At 76.0% G+C, this 18,662-nt stretch carries 14 protein-coding genes and 1 riboswitch; of the genes, 11 read left to right on the top strand and 3 right to left on the bottom strand.

Features of this window, described 5'->3' with window-relative positions; genetic code table 11:
* Positions 1-43: 43 nt before the first annotated feature.
* Positions 44-1,651, top strand: coding sequence for an SDR family NAD(P)-dependent oxidoreductase (locus A2CP1_RS08780; protein ID WP_012633017.1), 1,608 nt, complete (start codon positions 44-46; stop codon positions 1,649-1,651).
* Between the two features lie 496 nt (positions 1,652-2,147).
* On the opposite strand, the gene A2CP1_RS08785 is transcribed toward A2CP1_RS08780, so the two are convergent.
* Positions 2,148-2,630, bottom strand: coding sequence for a CBS domain-containing protein (locus tag A2CP1_RS08785; protein WP_012633018.1), 483 nt, complete (start codon positions 2,628-2,630; stop codon positions 2,148-2,150).
* Between the two features lie 163 nt (positions 2,631-2,793).
* Here A2CP1_RS08785 and A2CP1_RS08790 point away from each other — a divergent pair, with 163 nt between their 5' ends.
* The 6 genes from A2CP1_RS08790 (at position 2,794) to A2CP1_RS08815 (ending at position 11,586) form a co-directional block, all read left to right on the top strand.
* The gene (locus A2CP1_RS08790; RefSeq protein ID WP_012633019.1) at positions 2,794-3,696 is read left to right on the top strand and encodes a LysR substrate-binding domain-containing protein; all 903 of its coding nucleotides are present in this window, start codon (positions 2,794-2,796) and stop codon (positions 3,694-3,696) included.
* 67 nt (positions 3,697-3,763) lie between these two features.
* The gene (locus tag A2CP1_RS23935) at positions 3,764-4,546 is read left to right on the top strand and encodes a translation initiation factor 2 (RefSeq protein ID WP_280959889.1); all 783 of its coding nucleotides are present in this window, start codon (positions 3,764-3,766) and stop codon (positions 4,544-4,546) included.
* A 12-nt stretch (positions 4,547-4,558) separates the two neighbouring features.
* A complete protein-coding gene (locus tag A2CP1_RS08800; RefSeq protein WP_012633021.1) occupies positions 4,559-5,812 on the top strand; it encodes an RIO1 family regulatory kinase/ATPase domain-containing protein in 1,254 nt (417 codons plus the stop codon).
* A 214-nt stretch (positions 5,813-6,026) separates the two neighbouring features.
* Entirely contained in the window at positions 6,027-8,273 is a 2,247-nt protein-coding gene (locus A2CP1_RS08805; RefSeq protein ID WP_012633022.1) for a cytochrome c biogenesis protein CcsA, read from the top strand.
* Between the two features lie 70 nt (positions 8,274-8,343).
* Positions 8,344-8,844: a rubrerythrin family protein gene (locus tag A2CP1_RS08810; protein WP_012633023.1), complete on the top strand. Its 501-nt coding sequence runs from the start codon at positions 8,344-8,346 to the stop codon at positions 8,842-8,844.
* 207 nt (positions 8,845-9,051) lie between these two features.
* On the top strand, positions 9,052-11,586 hold the full coding sequence (locus A2CP1_RS08815; RefSeq protein WP_012633024.1) for a hybrid sensor histidine kinase/response regulator: 2,535 nt from the start codon (positions 9,052-9,054) through the stop codon (positions 11,584-11,586).
* Between the two features lie 88 nt (positions 11,587-11,674).
* Here A2CP1_RS08815 and A2CP1_RS08820 read toward each other — a convergent pair whose 3' ends face one another.
* Positions 11,675-12,145 (bottom strand): nuclear transport factor 2 family protein, encoded by a 471-nt coding sequence (locus A2CP1_RS08820; RefSeq protein WP_012633025.1) that lies wholly within the window; start codon positions 12,143-12,145, stop codon positions 11,675-11,677.
* A gap of 205 nt (positions 12,146-12,350) precedes the next feature.
* Between A2CP1_RS08820 and A2CP1_RS08825 the strand changes: the two genes are divergently transcribed.
* Positions 12,351-13,475, top strand: a complete 1,125-nt coding sequence (locus A2CP1_RS08825; protein ID WP_012633026.1) for a helix-turn-helix transcriptional regulator — start codon at positions 12,351-12,353, stop codon at positions 13,473-13,475.
* 60 nt (positions 13,476-13,535) lie between these two features.
* On the opposite strand, the gene A2CP1_RS08830 is transcribed toward A2CP1_RS08825, so the two are convergent.
* The gene (locus tag A2CP1_RS08830; protein WP_245530020.1) at positions 13,536-14,093 is read right to left on the bottom strand and encodes a hypothetical protein; all 558 of its coding nucleotides are present in this window, start codon (positions 14,091-14,093) and stop codon (positions 13,536-13,538) included.
* 316 nt (positions 14,094-14,409) lie between these two features.
* Here A2CP1_RS08830 and A2CP1_RS08835 point away from each other — a divergent pair, with 316 nt between their 5' ends.
* From A2CP1_RS08835 to A2CP1_RS08845, 3 genes are all read left to right on the top strand, one after another.
* Positions 14,410-15,264, top strand: a complete 855-nt coding sequence (locus A2CP1_RS08835) for a MaoC family dehydratase (protein ID WP_012633028.1) — start codon at positions 14,410-14,412, stop codon at positions 15,262-15,264.
* Positions 15,265-15,405: 141 nt separating this feature from the next.
* Positions 15,406-15,488, top strand: a riboswitch (cyclic di-GMP riboswitch).
* A gap of 108 nt (positions 15,489-15,596) precedes the next feature.
* Entirely contained in the window at positions 15,597-16,913 is a 1,317-nt protein-coding gene (locus tag A2CP1_RS08840) for an acetamidase/formamidase family protein (RefSeq protein ID WP_012633029.1), read from the top strand.
* Positions 16,914-16,998: 85 nt separating this feature from the next.
* Positions 16,999-18,660: a methyl-accepting chemotaxis protein gene (locus A2CP1_RS08845; protein ID WP_012633030.1), complete on the top strand. Its 1,662-nt coding sequence runs from the start codon at positions 16,999-17,001 to the stop codon at positions 18,658-18,660.
* Positions 18,661-18,662: the final 2 nt, after the last annotated feature.

Consider the following 18,662-nt stretch of genomic DNA (forward strand, 5'->3'; position numbering starts at 1 on the left):
GGGGGTGGGCACGCGCCCGCAGCCGGGGTATGGATGCGCCCCCATGGCGACCCCTGGCGACCGCGGCGGGCCCGACCTCGATCCGGCCGACCTCGCGGCGGCCCTCCGCGTGCTGGCGCGGGTGGCCGACGACCGCACCGTGCTCGCGCGCGTGGACGCGGACGCGCGCGTGGCGCTGCAGCGGCTCGCCGGCGAGGTGGCGCGGCCGGATCTCAAGGCCCGCAAGAAGCTGCAGAAGGCCCTGCTCAAGCAGGAGCACCGCGCGCGCCGCTCCCGGGACGCCGACCTGCGCCGGGACACCGGCATCCAGCGGCTCCGGCAGGCGCCGGTGTTCGTGGCGCCGCTCCCCGAGCTGCCGCCGCCCGGCGCCGACGCGTCCGGCTGGTGGCCGCGGCTGCCGGGCGCGGGCGACGCCGCCGCGGGCGCGGACACCGCCGCGGAGAACACCGGGCCGGAGCTGTCGGAGCCGCGCAAGTGCTACGTGTGCAAGGCGACGTTCCGCCGCCTGCACCCGTTCTACGATCAGCTGTGCCGCGCCTGCGGCGACGAGAACCAGGCGCGCCGCACCGCCGGCGTGGACCTGCGGGGCCGGGTGGCGCTCGTCACCGGCGCGCGCGTGAAGATCGGCTACCAGGCGGCGCTGCTGCTGCTCCGCGCCGGCTGCACCGTGGTGGCGCTGACCCGGTTCCCGCGCGACGCCGCGGCGCGCTACGCGCGCGAGGCGGACTTCGAGCGCTGGCGGGACCGGCTCTCCATCCACGGCGTGGACCTGCGCCACACGCCCAGCGTGGAGCTGCTCTGCCAGCGCCTCGACGCGACGCTGCCGCGGCTCGACTTCCAGCTCCACAACGCCTGCCAGACGGTGCGGCGGCCGCCCGGGTTCTACGCGCACCTGCTCGAGGCCGAGCAGGTGGCGCCCTCCGCGCTGCCGCCGGCCGAGCGCGCGCTGCTGCGCGACTGGGAGGCGCTCCGCGACGCGCTCCGCGGCCAGGGCGGCGCGGCGGGCGTGACCGGGCCGGCGCTCCTCTCGCAGGCGCGCAGCGACGCGGACCTGCTCCTGCCCGGGAAGAGCGCGTTGGAGCTGTTCCCGCGCGGCGTGCTCGACCAGGACCTGCAGCAGGTGGACCTGCGCACGCACAACTCCTGGCGCCTCCGGCTGCACGAGGTGCCCACGCTGGAGCTGCTGGAGGTGCTGCTGGTGAACGCGACGGCGCCGTTCGTGATGGCGTCGCGGCTGAAGCCGCTGATGACGCGGGCGCCCGGGGCGCCCGAGGGGACCGCCACCAGCGGCGACGCGGCCCGCCACGTGGTGATGGTGTCGGCGATGGAGGGGCAGTTCTACCGCGAGCACAAGACCGACCGGCACCCGCACACCAACATGGCCAAGGCGGCGCTCAACATGCTGGTGCGGACCAGCGCGGCGGACTACGCGAAGGACGGGATCTTCCTGAACGCGGTGGACACCGGCTGGGTCACCGACGAGGACCCGGCCCACCTCGCCGCGCGCAAGGTGGAGGAGCACGCGTTCTCGCCGCCGCTCGACGTGGTCGACGGCGCGGCGCGCATCGTGGCGCCCATCTTCGACGGCTTCCGCACCGGGCGGCATCCGGCCGGGCAGTTCTTCAAGGACTACCGGCCGGTGCCGTGGTGAGGTCGGGGCGGGGCGCAGCCCCGAGCGCGGCAAGGCCGCGCCCGCGGGGACGTCGTGCGAGCCCGCGCAGGCGGGCGCACGAGGTCACGGGACCCGCGCAGCAAGGTGGGGCGGGGCGCAGCCCCGTACGCGCGGCAAGGCCGCGCCCGCGGGGACGTCGTGCGAGCCCGCGCAGGCGGGCGCACGAGGTCACGGGACCCGCGCAGCAAGGTGGGGCGGGGCGCAGCCCCGTACGCGCGGCAAGGCCGCGCCCGCGGGGACGTCGTGCGAGCCCGCGCAGGCGGGCGCACGAGGTCACGGGACCCGCGCAGCAAGGTGGGGCCCCGCGGAGCTCCGCTCCGTGGGGCGGGGCGCAGCCCCGTACGCGCGGCAAGGCCGCGCCCGCGGGGACGTCGTGCGAGCCCGCGCAGGCGGGCGCACGAGGTCACGGGACCCGCGCAGCAAGGTGGGGCCCCGCGGAGCTCCGCTCCGTGGGGCGGGGCGCAGCCCCGTCGGATCAGTAGGCCGAGTTCGCCGCGTGGCTGAACATCGTGGTGATGGGCTCGCTCAGCTGGTGGGCGCGGCCGCCGCGGATGTAGCTCTCGAGCTGCTCGATGTCCGACTGCTTCTCCTCGACCACGAGGTCCACCAGGTCGAGCATCGAGATGACGCCGACCACCACGCCGCCCTCGCGCACCGCAAGGTGGCGGGTGCGGCGGGTGCGCATGAGCTGGGCGCACTCGGCGTCGGTGGCCTGCGGCGCGACGGCGGGGAAGTCGGGGCGCAGCACCGCGGCGAGCGGCGTCCTGGCGGGATCGACCCCGCGCGCGATGGCGGCGACCAGGTCGCGCTCGGTCACCAGGCCCGTGAGCGCCCCGCCGCGGCGCACGCCGACCGAGCCGATGCCGCGGTCGGTCATGAGGCGGGCGGCCTCGGCGCAGCTGGCGGTGTCGTCGAGGGCGACGACGGTGCGGGTGACGCGGGTCTGGATCGAGGCCATGTGCGGTTGCCCTCCGGGGCTGAGCGGCCGGGCGCGGCCCGGCGTGTTCCGGAGGCGATGATGCGCCCGCGGGCGCGCCGCGCCTCCACGCAAGATCGGATGGACCATAGGCAGAGCTGATGGCCGGCTCCCGGCCGCGCAGGGGATCTGATAGCCTGCGCGGGTGCGCCGCCTCGATCCCCGCAAGCTCGAGACCTTCCGCGTGGTCGCGCAGGCCCGGAAGATCTCCACCGCCGCCAAGCTGCTCCACCTGTCGCAGCCGGCGGTGACCGCGCAGATCCGCGCGCTCGAGGAGGAGTGCGGCCGCGCGCTGCTGGTCCGCTCGTCGAAGGGCGTCACCCCCAACGACTGGGGGCTGCGGCTGCTCGACACCGCGAAGCAGGTGCACGCCCTGCTCGGCGAGGTGGAGGGCGCGTTCCAGGACGAGCCGGGCGTGGGCGAGGAGGTGGTGCTCGGCGCGAGCATGACCACCGCCTCCTACGTCGTCCCGCCGCTCGTCGCCGGCTACCGGGCGGTGCACGGGCGCGCCCCGTTCCGGATGCAGGTCGCGAACACCGCGCGCGTGCTGGAGTGGGTGGCCGACGGGAAGGTGCCGCTCGGGATCGTGGAGGGCCGGCTGCGCTCGCCCCGCGTCCACCTGGAGCGATACCTGGAGGACGAGCTGGTGGCGGTCGCCGCCGCGTCCGCCCGCGATCTCCTGCGCATCTCCCGCGCGGCCGACCTCGCCTCGGCCCCGCTGCTGCTGCGCGAGCCCGGGTCCAACACCCGCGCGCTGGTGGAGGAGGCGCTGGCCGGCGTCCTCGGGGCTCGCTCGGTGCGGCGGTCGGAGCTCCTGTTCGGCTCCAACCAGTCGATCAAGATGGCCGCGGTGGCGGGGCTGGGCGTCGCGTTCGTCTCGCGCTGGAGCGTCCAGCTGGAGGTGGCCGCCGGCACGCTGCGCATCCTTCCGCTGCGCGACCTGCGGCTCACCCGGTCCTTCTCCTGGGCGACCGCCTCGCCCCGCCTCCAGGGGGCCGCCGGACGGTTCCAGGCCTGGGCCCGCCAGCACCCGCCGCCCAGGCCCTAGCCCGGCGCGGAGCCGGGTCCCCGCGGCGCTTTGTCGGCGCCGGCCGATGGTGTATGGCTACGGCCCCATGAAGACCCTGACCGAGCTGAGCGGCACCCTCATCCGGACGGCGGCGGCGGCGATCGCGGCCGCGCGGCGCAACCTCCCGGCCGAGCCCGAGCCCGTCGCGGCGGCGCCTGCCCCCGCGGCCACGACCGAGGCGGCGCCCGATGCCGCTCCCGAGGCGGCACCGGCCGAGGCGGCACCGGCCGAGGCGGCACCGGCCGAGGCGGCACCGGCCGAGGCGGCACCGGCCACCGACGCGCAGCCCGAGGCGGCCGCGGCGGCCGCTGCGCCCGCTGCGCCGGCGCCCCAGGGCGAGAGCGAGGCCGTGAAGGCCGCGCTCGACGCGGCGGTGTCCGGGGCGACCGGGGTGTCCGGCGATCGCCTGGCGCTCCTCCGCGCCGCGGTCGAGGTGGTGGGACGCCGCGCCGAGGACGTCCGGCTGGTCCGGGTCTTCGGGGTCGAGGAGCCCGTCGCCGGCGCCAAGACGCTCGGCGACCACCAGTTCCTGGTGGACCTGTTCCCCGCGAGCATGAAGCAGACGGCCGGTGGCGACCGCGACGATCGCGGCGGGCGCCGGGGTGGTCGCGGCGGCCGGGGCGGGGGAGGCGGCGGCCGCGGCGGTGGCGGCGGCGGCAAGGGGGCCGGGGCGGCGACCGGCGGCTTCTCCATGGACTCGCTGCGCGAGGACCGCCGCAACGAGCGCGGCGGCGGGCGCGGGCGGCCGGGCGGCGGCGGCCGGCGGCCGGGTGGCCCGGGCGGCGGGCGCGGTCCCGGCGGCCCCGGCGGCGGCGCGCCGAAGAAGTAGCGCCTCTCGCGCATGCACGACCCCCTCGCACCGCTCCTCGCCGACGGCGTGGTCGAAGCCGTCGGCGCGCGCCTGAAGACCGGCAAGGAGGCCGAGGTCTGGCTCGTCCAGTCCGGCGGCGAGGTGGTCGCGGCCAAGGTCTACAAGGCCCGCCAGACCCGCACCTTCCGCAACGACGCGGCCTACCGCGAGGGCCGCCGCGTCCGCGACAGCCGCACGCAGCGCGCCATGGACCGCGGGAGCCGCTTCGGCCAGGCGGCCGCGGAGGAGGCGTGGAAGGCGCGCGAGGCCGACGCGCTGCACGCGCTCCACGCCGCGGGCGTGCGGGTCCCGCGCCCGGTGCTGTTCTACGAGGGCGTGCTGCTCATGGAGCTGGTGGTCGGGCCCGACGGCCACCCCGCGCCGCGCCTGGTGGACGCGCGCGTGCCGCGCGAGCGCGCCGCCGCGCTCTACGCCGACCTGCGCGCGCAGGCGGTGCGCATGCTCTGCTGCGACCTCATCCACGGTGACCTGTCACCGTACAACGTGCTGCTCGGGCACGACGGCCCGGTGGTGATCGACTTCCCGCAGGTGGTCGGCGCCGCGCACAACGGGCAGGCGGAGGCGTTCTTCCGCCGCGACCTCGAGAACCTGCGCCGCTTCTTCGCCGCCCTCGATCCCGCGCTCCACGCCGCCGCCGGGGACGCACGGGAGATCTGGCGCGCGTATGTCCGGCGCGAGCTGACCCCCGACTTCGTCCCGTCCGGCCGCGCCCCGGAGCCCGCGCCCCGCGCGCCCGCGCACCCGTCCGCCCGCGCCGGGGGTCATGGACAGCCGCCGCGGCCGCACGCCGCGGCCCCGCGCGCCGCACCCGCGCACCCGGCGCCTGGCCCCGCGCACCCGACGCCCGCGCCCACGCACCCGGCGCCCCCGCGCGCTGCGCCCGCGCATGGCGACGCGCCGCAGCGGCGCGGGCCCGGGAACCGGCAGCGCGGACCGGGCGCCGGCGACCGCGGCGGCCGCCCGAGCGACCGCGGCGCCCGCCCTGCAGACCGCGGGGGCCGCCCAGCCGATCGCCGCGAGCACGGAGGGGATCGCGGCGGCGAACGGCGCCGCGCCGGCGCCGCCGCCGGACCCGAGGTGATCCGCGTCGAGCGCCTGCCGCTCGCCGCCCCCCGCGACCGGCCGGGCCACGCGCAGCCGCGCCCCGGGTCAGGGGCGCCCTCCCAGCACGGTCGCGGGCCCGGGCCCCGGCCCGGGGCCCCGCGGCGCGGTCCGCGGCGCTGACGGGCCCCTGCGTGCGGCGCGATGTCGCGCCCCGCCCACGCCCGCCAGAAGAGCCCTCGCCTCCGCCACTTACCCCTGCGCCGCGCCGGCCGTCGGCGGCGGGTTCGGTGCGCGTCCGGGACGCCCCTGGTGGTACCATGCCGCCGCTTTCCCCCGAAAGCGCCGCGCCGGCACACACCCCGGCCCGGAGCCCTTCCGCTGCAGAGGTCGTTCGATGCCGAAGCTCCTCGCCCTGCTGTCCTCCCTCAAGCTCGCCGTGATCCTGCTCGTGCTGCTGCTGCTCGGGCTGTCGGCGGGCACGATCATCGAGTCGCGGTCCGGCGTCGAGGTGGCGGGTCGGCTCGTCTACTACGCGCCCTGGTTCCTGGCGCTCCAGGCGCTGTTCACGGTGAACGTGGTCGCGTCGCTGGTCGCGCTGTTCCCGTACGGGAAGATGCGGATCGGCTACCTGCTCACCCATGGCTCGCTGGTGCTGATCCTGGTCGGCGCGCTCGTCACCTACTTCTTCAAGGTGGAGGGGACGCTCGGCCTGTGGGAGGGCCAGACCGGCAACGAGATCGACCAGGTGGAGAACGGCCAGCTGGTGGCGCGACACACGCTGCCGTTCTCGGTCCGGCTGATGGACTTCCAGATCGACCACTACCCGGGGACGATGCGCCCGGCGCAGTTCCGCAGCTACGTGGTCATCCTCGATGCGCAGACCGGGGCCGGCACGCCCGGCGCGCTCTGGATGAACCACCCGCTGGAGGTGGCGGGGTACACCATCTTCCAGTCGAGCTACCAGCAGGAGAACGGGCGCGAGGCGTCGGTCTTCTCGGTGTCGAAGGACCCGGGCCAGCCCATCGTCTTCGCCGGCTACGTGCTGCTGGTGCTGGGCATGTGCGTGGTGTTCGGCACGCGCATCGTGCAGCGCCGCCGCGCCGCCGCGCTGCTCGCGAGCCTGGCCGTGCTCGCGCTGGCGCGCCCCGCCGCCGCCGAGGATCAGGTGACGAAGGCCGATCTGGAGGCGCTGCGGCGCCTGCCGGTGCAGGCCGACGGGCGCCTCATGCCGCTCGACACGTGGGCGCGCGAGAACGTCTGGAAGATCACCGGCCGGCGGCAGTGGCAGGGCCGCGACTCGGTGGTGGTCGCGGCGGGCTGGCTGGCGAACCCGCAGGCCGCCGCGAACGAGCCGGTGATCGCGCTCGACGACGCGAAGCTCGCCGAGGCGATCGGGCTCCCCGGCGCCACGCACGCGGCGCTGGTGCAGGTGGCGCGCAGCCCGCAGTTCGGGCAGCTCATGCGGCAGGCCTCCGAGCAGGAGGCGCACAACGAGCCGCGCCGCGGCGTCCTCGCCGACGTCGAGAAGCTCTACGAGCGCGCCCAGCGCATGGGCGACCTCATCTCCGGCGGCGTGCGACCGGTGCCGGTGGGCGGGCCCGCCGAGGCGCGCTGGAACCCGGCGCCGCAGCCGGGGCTTCCGGGCCTGCTCGAGGTGGCCCGCGGGCCGCGCCTGGAGGGCTGGCCGTCGGCCGCCGCAATGGATCGCGAGGTCTCGTACAACGCCACGCGCCCGAGCCGCATCGCCTGGATCGTGCTGGTGGGTGCGCTGGTGGCCGCGATCGCCGGCTGGCGCACGCGGAACCGCACGCTCGACGCGGCCGCGGCGGTGCTGCTGGTGATCGGGTTCGGGGTGATGACCTGGGGCCTCGGCACCCGGTGGGCCGTCGGTGGCCGCGTGCCCGCGTCCAACATGTACGAGTCGATGCTGTTCCTGGCGTGGGGCGTGGGCCTGTTCGCGCTCGTCGCGCTCGTGTTCATCCGCAACCGGCTGGTGCTGGTGAACGCGAGCGCCGGCGCCACGCTCACCATGCTGCTGGTGGACCTGCTGCCCATGGACGGCTTCATCCACCCGATGCCGCCGGTGCTCACCGGCACGCCCTGGCTCGCCATCCACGTGCCCATCATCATGGTGAGCTACGCGGTGCTGGCGCTGGGGGTGATCATCGCGCACATGCAGATCGCGTTCGGCGCGCTGGCGCCCAGGCGCGAGGACCTCATCGAGAAGATGGCCGACCTGAACTACTGGTACACGATGGTCGGGTCGATCCTGCTCATCGCCGGCATCCTCACCGGCTCGATCTGGGCGGCGTCGTCGTGGGGCCGGTACTGGGGCTGGGATCCGAAGGAGGTCTGGTCGCTGGTCGCCTTCCTCGCCTACATGGCCATCCTGCACGGCCGCTCCGACCGGCTCCTCGGCCGGTTCGGCGTGGCGGCCTGGAGCATCATCGCGTTCCAGACCATCCTCATGACGTACCTCGGCGTGAACTACGTCCTCGGGACCGGGCTCCACGCGTACGGCTTCGGCGACTCGCCCATCGTGATCTGGATGGTGCTCATCGCGCTGGCCGAGATCGCGTTCCTGGCCTGGGGCGGGTTCGCCCAGCGCCGCGGCCAGGCGCGCACGCCGGCGGCCGGGTAGCGCGGGCCGCCGGGCAGCGTCCCCGGTCCCGACGCGCGATCGTCCACCCACACGCAGGAGGAGACAGCCGATGCCCACCACCGCGGAGAACCTCAAGGTCGCGTTCGCCGGCGAGAGCCAGGCCAACCGGAAGTACCTCGCGTTCGCGAGGAAGGCGGAGAAGGAGGGCTACCCGCAGATCGCCCGCCTGTTCCGCGCCGCGGCCGACGCCGAGACCCTCCACGCGCTGGCGCACCTGCAGAACATGGGCGGCGTCGGCTCCACGCTCGAGAACCTGCGCGAGGCGGTCGCCGGCGAGACCTACGAGTACACCGAGATGTACCCGCCCATGGTCGAGCAGGCCATCGCCGAGCAGCACAAGGCGAAGACCATGCTCGACTGGGCGAACCGGGTGGAGAAGGTGCACGCCACCCTGTTCAAGCAGGCGCTGGCGGCGCTCGAGTCCGGGCAGGACCTGTCGAAGATGGACGTGTACCTGTGCCCGGTCTGCGGCGACGTCGAGTTCGGCGTCCCCACCGACAAGTGCCCGGTGTGCGGCACGCCCGCGTCGCGGTTCGAGAAGATCGCGTGAGGGATCACCCGGGGTGGCGGCGCCGGGCGCCGCGGCCCCGGCGCCGCGCCGGCCGCGCACGGCGCGGTTCCAGAAGCGCCTAGTGCCGACGGGCGCCCCCCCGGAAGCTTCGCGCCGCGACGCGCGGAGCCCACCCGGCGGAGGCAGGACCCAGGGTTCGGCCCCCAGGGTCCTGCGGCGCGTCGCCACGCTGAGCAGATCGCAGGCATGCCCCGCCGCGAGGCAGAGCCGCCCGCCGGCAGCGAGCCCTCGCGCGAGGAGGCGACGGGCCCGACCCCGGCCGATCCGCAGGTGTCGCTGCGCGAGCAGTTCGCGAGGCTGGCCGAGAGCGTGCCGGGCGTGATCTGCTCGTTCCGGCTCCGGCCGGACGGCACCGCCTCGATGCCGTTCGCGACGCCCGCCGCGGAGGAGCTGTACGGCGTGTCGCGCGAGGAGCTCGCGCGAGACATGTCGGCCTGGGCGCGCAACGTCCACCCCGACGACCTGCCCGGCGTGGTCCGGCGGATCGCGGCGTCCGCCCGGACGCTCTCGCGCTGGCACGACGTGTTCCGATACCAGCACCCGACGCGCGGGCTGCGCTGGATCGAGGGCTGGTCGTCGCCGCAGCCTGAATCCGGCGAGGGGGTGATCTGGCACGGCTACGTGACCGACGTCACCGCGCACAAGCAGCTCCAGGAGCACCTGCGGGAGAGCGAGCGCAAGCTGAGGGAGGTCATCCGCGCCTCCGGGGCCGCCTACTTCGAGCACTCCGCCGATCTCTCCAGCGGCTTCGCCACGCCGCGGATGGCGGAGATCCTGGGCTTCGCGCCGGAGGCGCTGCCGGTCTGCCCGGCGCTCGTCCCCTGGCTGATGGAGCGGCTGCACCCCGAGGACGCGCCCGGCTTCGTGTCCGCGATGGCCGAGTACGCCACGGGCAAGGCCGCCGAGCTCGAGCGCGAGCTGCGGGTGCGCGGCCGAGAGGGCTGGCGCTGGGTGCGGCTGGTGATCACCGCGGTCACCCGGAGCGGGCACCGCCCGGACCGGAGCGCCGGGCTGGTGTTCGACATCACCGAGCGCATGGACGCGGAGGCGCGGCTCCTGGCCGATCGCTCCGCGCTGGAGCGGCTGCACGAGGTGTCCGCCCGCCTGGTGAGCGAGGACGCGCTCCCCACGCTGCTCGAGGCCGTGATGGACGCGGCGCTGGCGGTGGCGGGCGCGCGCATGGGGACGCTCCACATCCTGGAGGAAGGCTCCGCCGCGCTCCGGCTCGTGGCGCACCGCGGGTTCCCGCCGGACGTGGTGCGGTCGCTCGCGGACGTGCCCGACGATCCCATCGCTTGCCCGGAGCGGCTGCGCGGGAAGGAGCGGCACGTGGTGGAGGACGCGCGCGCCTGCGCGCACCTCGCCGGGACGCAGGCGCGGCGCCTGCTCGAGGACGCCGGCGTGCGGGCGCTGCAGTCCACGCCGCTCATCGCCCGCGACGGGCGGCCGCTCGGGATGATCTCCACGCACTGGCGCGAGCCGCACCGGCCCGACGACGTGACGCTGCGGATGCTCGACCTGCTGGCCAGGCAGGCCGCGGATCTCATCGAGCACCGCCAGCGCGAGCAGGCGCTGCGCGACGCGGATCGGCGGAAGACGGACTTCCTGGCGGTGCTCTCGCACGAGCTGCGCAACCCGCTCGCGCCGATCCGCAACGCGGTCTACCTGCTGCACCACGCGCCGCCCGGCGGACCGCAGGCGGAGCGGGCGCGCGCGGTCATCGAGCGGCAGGCGGATCACCTGGCCAAGCTGGTGGACGACCTGCTCGACCTCAGCCGCGTGAACTTCGGGAAGATCGCGCTGCAGCGCACGGTGCTCGACGCCCGCGAGGTGGTGCGCCGCACCTGCGACGACCTCCGGCCGCTGTTCGACGAGCGCGGGCCGGCGCTGCACCTCGACCTCGACGACCAGCCGGTGTGGGTGGACGCCGATCCGACGCGCCTCGGCCAGATCGCGGGCAACCTGCTCACCAACGCGGTGAAGTTCACGCCGCCCGGCGGGCGGGTCGGCGTGACCGTGCGCGCGGAGGGTGGGGCCTGCGTGCTGCGGGTCCGAGACACCGGCGTCGGGATCGATCCGGGCCTTCTCGAGGCGATCTTCGAGCCGTTCGCCCAGGCGGAGCGCACCCGCTGGACCGCGCGCGGGGGGATGGGGATCGGCCTCTCGCTGGTGCGCAGCCTGGTGGGCATGCACGGCGGGACGGTGGTCGCCCGGAGCGAGGGGGCCGGCCGCGGCGCGGAGCTGGTGGTGACGCTCCCGCTGGCGCCGCAGCGCGCCGGGGTCGCCGGGCGCGCCGCGGCGCCCGCCGTCCCGCGCCTCGACCTGGTGCTCGTGGAGGACGAGGCCGACGGGCGTGAGACGCTGGGCGAGATCCTGCGGATGCAGGGGCACGAGGTCCGCCTCGCCGCGGACGGACGCCAGGGGATCGAGGCCGTCCGGGAGCGGCTGCCGGACGCGCTCATCTGCGACGTGGGGCTGCCCGACCTGAACGGCTACGAGGTGGTGGCGCGCGTCCGCGCCGTGCCCGGAGGCGCCGCGACGTACGCGGTGGCGCTCACCGGGTATGCGCAGCCCGACGACGTGCAGCGTGCGCGCGACGCCGGGTTCGACGCCCACCTCGCGAAGCCGCCCGACCTCGATCAGCTCGAGCGACTGCTCGCGGAGGCCGCCGTGCGTCGGGCGCGCCGCGCGCCGGCGGCGGAGCCGGGACCGCCTCCCTGAGTCCCCGGGCCCCGGCAGCGCCGCGGGCGCGGCCGCGTCGATCGGCGGACCGCGCGGACGCGCCGGCTCGACGGGCGCGCGGCCCGGCTCACCCCAGGGTCGCGGCGTCGCGCGCCGCTGCCGCGTCGCCGCGCTGGCCGCGCACCGGCGGCGCGAGCTGCGCCCGGAGCGCGGCCACGTCGAACCACAGCTCCTCCCGCGAGATCCGGTCGCCGCGCAGCTCGAACACGTGCAGCATCCGGAACGTGGCGCGCCCGGACCATCCGGCCAGCCCGCAGAAGCTCGCGTCGGCGATCGTCCCGGTCCACTCGGTCTCGTCCACCAGGAACCCCTCGCCGTACCGGCGCGCGATGGGGCGCACGCCCTCGCCGCGCAGATCCTCGAACAGCTGGCGGTAGAAGCCCCGGACGGCCTCCTTCCCGGAGAGCGGCCCGCAGGTCGATCCCACGCAGCGGTGCTGCAGGTCCTCGGTGAACGTGGACAGCACGCCGTCGAGGTCGTCGTGCGCCTCCTGCTCGAAGTGCCGGTCCACCAGCCGATCCATCTCGTCCCGGGTCATGTCGCCTCCTCCGCCGGCGGCTCCGCCGCCGCGCCTGCGCCGAACCTCGCGCCGGCGTGGGGCGGACACCATCCGACGGCCGTCGGGGAATGGGCCGCGCCGCCCGGCGCCGAACCAGTTGGAGCGGGCGCTGGCGCCGCGGCGGGCGAGGCGGCTATGGGGACCGCCACCGGCGGCGCCGCGCGCCCCGGCGGAGGGGGCCGCCATGCCGGATCGCCGGGCGGGGACGGAGCGCGTGGAGCGGGACGTGGCGGCGCTGTGCCGGCGGGGCCTGCCCTGGACCACGCTGTGGGAGGCTGCCCGGGGCCGCGTCGCGGACGCGATCCCGTTCGAGGCGGCGGCGTTCGCGGCCACCGACCCGGCCACGCTCCTGCCCACCGCCGGCGTGCTCCACGAGCTGCCCGACCGCTACTGCGCCGCCATCCTCGACAACGAGATCCGCGAGGACGACTACGACAAGCTGTCCGCGCTCGCCCGCGGGCGGCGGCACGTGGGCGTCCTCGGCGTGAGCACCGCCGGCCGTCCCGAGCGGAGTGCCCGCTACCGCGACGTGCTCGCGCCCATCGGGCTCGGTCGCCAGGCGCGCAGCGCGTGCGTGGCCGGCGGCGGCTGCTGGGCCTGGCTCGACCTGTACCGCGAGCGCGGGCGGCCGGAGTTCACGGGGCCAGAGGCCGAGGCGCTGGGGCGCATCGCCCGGAGCCTCGCGGAGGCGCTCCGCGCGTCGCTGCTCCTGGAGGGCGCGTCGGCGCGCGCGCCGGAGGACGCGCCGGGGCTGGTGCTGCTCGGGCCCGGGCTGGAGCGGGTCGCGGCCGATTCGGCCGCGGAGCGTTGGCTGGAGGAGCTGGGCGGGGACGGGGCGGCGCCGCCGCTGGCGCTCCAGGCCGTCGCCGCCGCCGCGCGCCGGCGCGACGAGGCGGGGGAGGCGGCCGGGCCGCCGCGGGTGCGGGCCCGCGCGCGCTCCGGGCGCTGGCTGACCGTACACGGCTTCCGGCCCGCCGGCCGCGCGGGCGTGGAGCTCGCGGCGGTCATCGAGCCGGTTGCGCCGGTGGAGCTGGCGGAGCTGCAGGTCTGCGCGTTCGGGCTGACGCCGGCGGAGCGCCGGGTGCTGCAGCTCACGCTGCAGGGGCTCTGCACCAAGGAGATCGCGGCGGCGCTGGGCATCTCGCCCTACACCGCGCGCGACCACCTCACCCACGTCTTCGACAAGACCGGCGCCCGCAGCCGCGCGCAGCTGTTCGCGCGCCTCGCCGCGGCGCGCCCGCCCGAGCGCGCCCGCGCCGCCGGGCCCGGCGCGATCCTGGCCGGACCCGGCGCGCGCGAGGAGGCCTGACCGGCTGGGCCGAGCGCGATCCGCGCCTCCCGATGGTGATCGCGGATCGCGAACGGTCGCTCAGGGGCAGGACAGCGCCGGGTTCCACTGCGCGAACGTGCCCGCCGGGTTGTTGCGCCAGATCCAGACGTGCAGGTCGTAGTGCCAGGGCTCGCCGGGCCCATGGCCCTCCATCGGCCCCTGGAACGCCTGCCCGAACAGGCTGGGACGCGGCGGAACGTCGGCGGCGTCGGGCGGGGTGCTCCCGATCCACGGGGCGCCGTCGTGGAAGATGGGCAGGACGTACTCGACGCCCACCAGCGCGAGCCCGTCGGCGGTGGGCAGGTACAGCAGCGCCTCGGGCGCGTCCGCCTCGATCGACGGATCGAGCAGCCGCGCCAGGTTGATGTAGTGGATCCCCATGGCGCCGGCGGGCGACGCGACGCACGGGCTCAGCGGCGCGAAGCCCTCCGCCTCGGCGACCGCGACGTCGTGGTAGCGCGCGCTCGCGGCGCGCGCGGCCGCCAGCGCCTGGCCCTCCGACGCGGCGCGCGCCGCCGCCGAGGCCGCCGCCTCGTCCTCCGGTGCCTGCCCGCCGCACCCGGCGACCGCCGCCGCCAGCGCCGCCGCGCCTGCCACCGAACCGAACCTCGTCCGCATGCTCCTCGAGCCCATTCGTCGTCCCTCCGCGAGCTTTCGCCCGCACCGTTCGGCGCCGCCGCCGCCGTGCCCCCGCACGCGGCCGTCGTCGCACATGGGCGCGCACGCTACGCCGGAGGCGATGGCGAAGACATCCGACGTTCGTACGGATCGTGCGCGGCCGGAGAGGGCGTAACCGCGCGCTGGCGCCCGCCCAGGCGCCCGTCTCGCCGGCGGGGTGGTCGTGGCCGCCCCGGCCTCCCCGCGTCGGGGCCGCCGCGCGGGCCGCGAGGCCGCGGATCGGGTAAGAAGGGCCGTGCGCGTCACCCCGTCCCCCGGTCCCTGGACTGCTTACGCCCGCGCGCTCCTCTCGCGGAAGCCCCGCGTCGCCGCGCCGGGGCAGGGAGGGTTCGCGCTGGAGCGGCGCGCGGCAGGGATCCGCTGCGACCCGCGGCGGCTCGCGACCTACCGCGACGTGTGCGGGTTCGCCGCCGGCCCCGACCTGCCGGTCACCTATCCGCACGTGCTCGCCTGGCCGCTGCACCTCGCGCTCCTCACCGCGCCGGAGCTCCCGGTGCGGGCGCTCGGGCTGGTCCACCTCCGCAACCGGATCGACGCGCTCCGACCGCTGCCCGAGGGCGTGCCGCTCGAGCTGCGCGCGCGGCTCTCGGGCCCGCGCGAGGCAGGGCGCGGCCAGGAGCTGGACCTGGTGACCGAGGCATGGGCCGCCGGTGAGCTGGCGTGGCAGGAGGAGGCGGTGCTGCTCGCCCGCCGACCCGGCGCCGGCCGCGGTCCCCCTGCGCCGGGGGACGCGGATCCCGCCGGCGCGGACGAGCGCCGCTGGGAGGTGCCGGCCGCGACCGGGCGCCGGTACGCGCGTGCGTCGGGCGACTTCAACCCCATCCACCTCTCCGCGCTCACCGCCCGCGCGTTCGGCTTCGAGCGGGCCATCGCGCACGGCATGTGGTCGCTCGCGCGGATCGCCGCGGAGCTCGGCCCCGGGCTGCCGCCGGGGCCCGTCCGGCTGGACGCCTCCTTCAGGGCGCCGGTGCTGCTGCCGGCCGCCGTGACGCTGAGGCGCTGGGAGATCGCGGAGGGGCTCGGGTTCGCGCTGCGCGATCGGGGCGGGAGCCGCCCCCACGTGCTCGGCGCGCTCACGACGCGGCCCTGAGCGAGCGGTTCACGGTGAGCGGATGTGCGTGGGGCGGCGCGCCGCGCGCAGGCCCCCGCATGACTCCCGTTGGGTACACCGGCGGTACTGCGACGCTGAGTCTTGACCTCCTAGGGGGGAGTCTCTTACGGTGAAGGGCACCACGCTTCAGGGCAATTCACCCGCACTTAGGGTGAAGCGCAAAGCCGCGGGTCCGGCGACGCCGGACGGCCGTGGCCGCCGTGGCGAGACCGGTCCTCCGGCCCCAGCCCACGTCTGCCCAGAGCACGCGTGGGCTTCGTCGTTTCGACGGGGCGGACGTGGTGAGGACGGACCAGCCAGGAGACGCGTCAATGAGCGTGAAGCACGACAAGAGTCACGAGGCCGGGGCGACGCACGACTTCCACGGCGGCATCTGCGGCTGCTGCGGGCCGAGCGCGACGCGCGGGATGTCGGGCGCCGAGGTGGACCTCGCCGTCGAGCAGCGCGGCGAGCGCCTCACGCGGCTCGACGAGGTGCGCGGCGACGACGTGGACCACCTGCTCTCGGCGCGCAGCCGCCGCGGGTTCCTGAAGGCCGGCGGCCTGTTCGGCGCGCTGGCGGCGGCGGCGCCGGTCCTCTCCCGCGCCCGCGCGGAGGGCACCGGCGGCTTCAGCCTGTTCCAGCAGGGCGGCGGCCGGGTGCACGTGGTCGAGTCCACCTACGAGACCACGAAGTGGGGCATCTTCGACTCCAACCTGCCCGACATCGTCCAGATCGAGTCCGGGGACGTGGTCTCGTACCCGAACACCTGGAGCCACTTCCTCAACGACCTGCAGCCGGGCATGCCGATCGAGGAGATCGCGCGCCTGCGCCTCGCCCACCCGGGCGTCGGGCCGCACTCGATCATCGGCCCCGTCGGCGTGCGCGACGCCGAGCCGGGCGACGTGCTCGAGATCCAGTACCTGCGCGTCCGCCCCACCGACTGGGCGGTCTGCTTCAACAACCCGGGCGCCCTCGGCACCGGCGCGCTGCCCGACGCCTTCCCGCAGGGGCAGGCCAAGTACTTCGATCTCGACACCGCCAACAACACCTCCGAGTTCGCGCCGGGCATCCAGCTCCGGCTCGCGCCGTTCCAGGGCACCATGGGCGTCGCGCCGGCGAACGGCGTGTTCCCCACGCCCCCGGGCCACGCCTACGGCGTGATCAGCTCGGTGCCGCCGGGGCAGCACGCCGGCAACGTGGACTGCCGCGAGGCGGGCGAGGGCTCGCGCCTGTTCGTCCCGGTGTTCCAGCGCGGCGGCAAGATCTTCACCGGTGACTCGCACGCGCTGCAGGGCGACGGCGAGGTGACGCTCACCGCGATGGAGACCGCGATGAAGGAGATCCGCGTCCGCGTGATCCTCCACAAGCAGGTCGCGCTCGCCTGGCCGATGCACGAGACGCCGGACGCCTGGATCGTCCACGGCACGAACCCGGACCTCGACACCGCCTTCCGCATCGCCCTGCTGAACGCGATCGACTTCCTCGAGGCCCGCGCCGGCCTGACCCGCCTCGACGCCTACGCCCTCTGCAGCCTCGCGGTCAGCTTCCGCGTGACGCAGGTGGTGAACGGCCAGAAGGGCATCTACGGCGTCATCCCGAAGCGCATCTTCCACCCGCAGCTCCGCGCCGCGATGGGCGTGATCTAGCCCGCGGCCGGATCGCCGCTCCGCCGGGCTCCCGGCGGGGCGGCGGTCCACCCGTCACGCCCGCTCTTCTTCACCAGAGGTCACCATGCGGAAGTTCTCGATCGGCGTCCGCCTCACCTTCGCCTTCATGCTCGTCACCGCCGCGTTCGTGGCGGTCGGCTTCTTCGCGCTGTCGCGCCTGGCCCAGCTCGACCAGGGGCTGGACGAGGTGGCGCGCCAGCGCCTCCGCTCGCTCGAGATGGCGATCCGCGGGCTCCACGTGACGGCGCAGCAGGCGAACCACGTCGGCGTCATGCTCTCGACCGACGATCCCGCCGAGGCGCTCCGGCGCATCGAGACCATCCTCGAGCTTCGCAAGGAGGCGCAGCGGGCGAACGAGGAGGGCGACAAGCTCGCCGCGATGGAGGGCGGCATCACGGTGGTGGACAACGAGCGCACCAAGCAGGTGCTCGCGGAGCTCGCGGTGCGCCGCGCCCACCTGGGCAAGACGTTCCAGAAGACGCTCGAGACCGCCCGCACGCTGAACCTGGCCGAGACCAAGCGCGTGACGCGCGACGACCTCGTGCCGGCGCTGACCGCGGTCGAGTTCGGCTGGTCGGACTACACGAAGGCCCAGGGCGCGCAGATGCAGGAGGCGGCCGAGGCCGGGCACGCCATGTACGAGTCGGCCCGGGTGCTGGTGGTGGCGGTGCTGCTCTCCACCGCGGCGATCGCGATCGTGCTCTCGTTCTGGGTGACGCGCACCATCGTCCTGCCGCTCGGCAGCGCGGTGAAGGCCGCCGACCGGATCGCGGCGGGCGACCTGCGCGACGCGGTGGAGGTCTCCGGCCGCGACGAGCTGGGCAAGCTGCTCGCCGCGATGAAGACCATGGGCGAGAAGCTGGCGCAGGTGATCTCGGAGGTGCGCGCCGGCGCCGACGCGCTGGCGGGCGCCTCGTCGCAGGTCTCCTCCACCGCCCAGACGCTCTCGCAGGGCACCGGCGAGCAGGCCGCCAGCGTGGAGGAGACGACCTCCTCGCTCGAGGCGATGCACGCCTCCATCACGCAGAACGCGGAGAGCGCGCGCCAGACCGAGACCGCCGCGAAGGCGCAGGCGGGCAGCGCGGGCCGCAGCGGCACGGCCGTCACCGAGACGGTCGCGGCCATGCGCTCCATCGCGGAGAAGATCTCGATCATCGAGGAGATCGCCTACCAGACGAACCTGCTGGCGCTGAACGCGGCCATCGAGGCCGCCCGCGCCGGCGACCACGGCCGGGGCTTCGCGGTCGTCGCCACCGAGGTGCGCAAGCTGGCCGAGCGCGCGCAGAAGGCCGCCGGCGAGATCGGCACGCTGGCCGAGAGCTCGCTCTCGGTGGCCGAGGAGAGCGGGCGGCTCATCACCGACCTCGTCCCGGCCATCCAGAAGACGGCCGACCTGGTGCAGGAGGTGGCGGCGGCGTCGCAGGAGCAGAGCGACCGCGTCTCGCAGGTCAGCAAGGCCATGGGGGTGGTGGACCAGGTCACGCAGCGGAACGCCACCGCGGCCGAGGAGCTCAGCTCCACCGCCGAGGAGCTGGCGTCGCAGGCCGAGGGCCTGCAGCAGCTCATGGGCTTCTTCACGGTCCGCGAGGAGCGGAGGAGCGCGCCGCGCCACCTCCCCCTGCGCGCGCCGGCCCCCGCGCCGCTGCCGGCGCTGGACCGTCCCTGGCCGCAGCCCGAGCCGCGCAACGGCAAGCCCGCCGCAGCCGGCGAGTTCAAGCGGTTCTAGGG

The organism is Anaeromyxobacter dehalogenans 2CP-1 (genome assembly GCF_000022145.1).
In the GTDB taxonomy this organism is placed as follows: Bacteria; Myxococcota; Myxococcia; order Myxococcales; family Anaeromyxobacteraceae; genus Anaeromyxobacter; species Anaeromyxobacter dehalogenans.

Bases quoted from the DNA above. Each gene is read 5' to 3' on its own strand.
- A2CP1_RS08780 (WP_012633017.1), top strand. From the start codon at position 44: ATGGCGACCCCTGGCGACCGCGGCGGGCCCGACCTCGATCCGGCCGAC.
- A2CP1_RS08785 (WP_012633018.1), bottom strand. From the start codon at position 2,630: ATGGCCTCGATCCAGACCCGCGTCACCCGCACCGTCGTCGCCCTCGAC.
- A2CP1_RS23935 (WP_280959889.1), top strand. From the start codon at position 3,764: ATGAAGACCCTGACCGAGCTGAGCGGCACCCTCATCCGGACGGCGGCG.
- A2CP1_RS08800 (WP_012633021.1), top strand. From the start codon at position 4,559: ATGCACGACCCCCTCGCACCGCTCCTCGCCGACGGCGTGGTCGAAGCC.
- A2CP1_RS08805 (WP_012633022.1), top strand. From the start codon at position 6,027: ATGCCGAAGCTCCTCGCCCTGCTGTCCTCCCTCAAGCTCGCCGTGATC.
- A2CP1_RS08810 (WP_012633023.1), top strand. From the start codon at position 8,344: ATGCCCACCACCGCGGAGAACCTCAAGGTCGCGTTCGCCGGCGAGAGC.
- A2CP1_RS08815 (WP_012633024.1), top strand. From the start codon at position 9,052: ATGCCCCGCCGCGAGGCAGAGCCGCCCGCCGGCAGCGAGCCCTCGCGC.
- A2CP1_RS08820 (WP_012633025.1), bottom strand. From the start codon at position 12,145: ATGACCCGGGACGAGATGGATCGGCTGGTGGACCGGCACTTCGAGCAG.
- A2CP1_RS08825 (WP_012633026.1), top strand. From the start codon at position 12,351: ATGCCGGATCGCCGGGCGGGGACGGAGCGCGTGGAGCGGGACGTGGCG.
- A2CP1_RS08840 (WP_012633029.1), top strand. From the start codon at position 15,597: ATGAGCGTGAAGCACGACAAGAGTCACGAGGCCGGGGCGACGCACGAC.
- A2CP1_RS08845 (WP_012633030.1), top strand. From the start codon at position 16,999: ATGCGGAAGTTCTCGATCGGCGTCCGCCTCACCTTCGCCTTCATGCTC.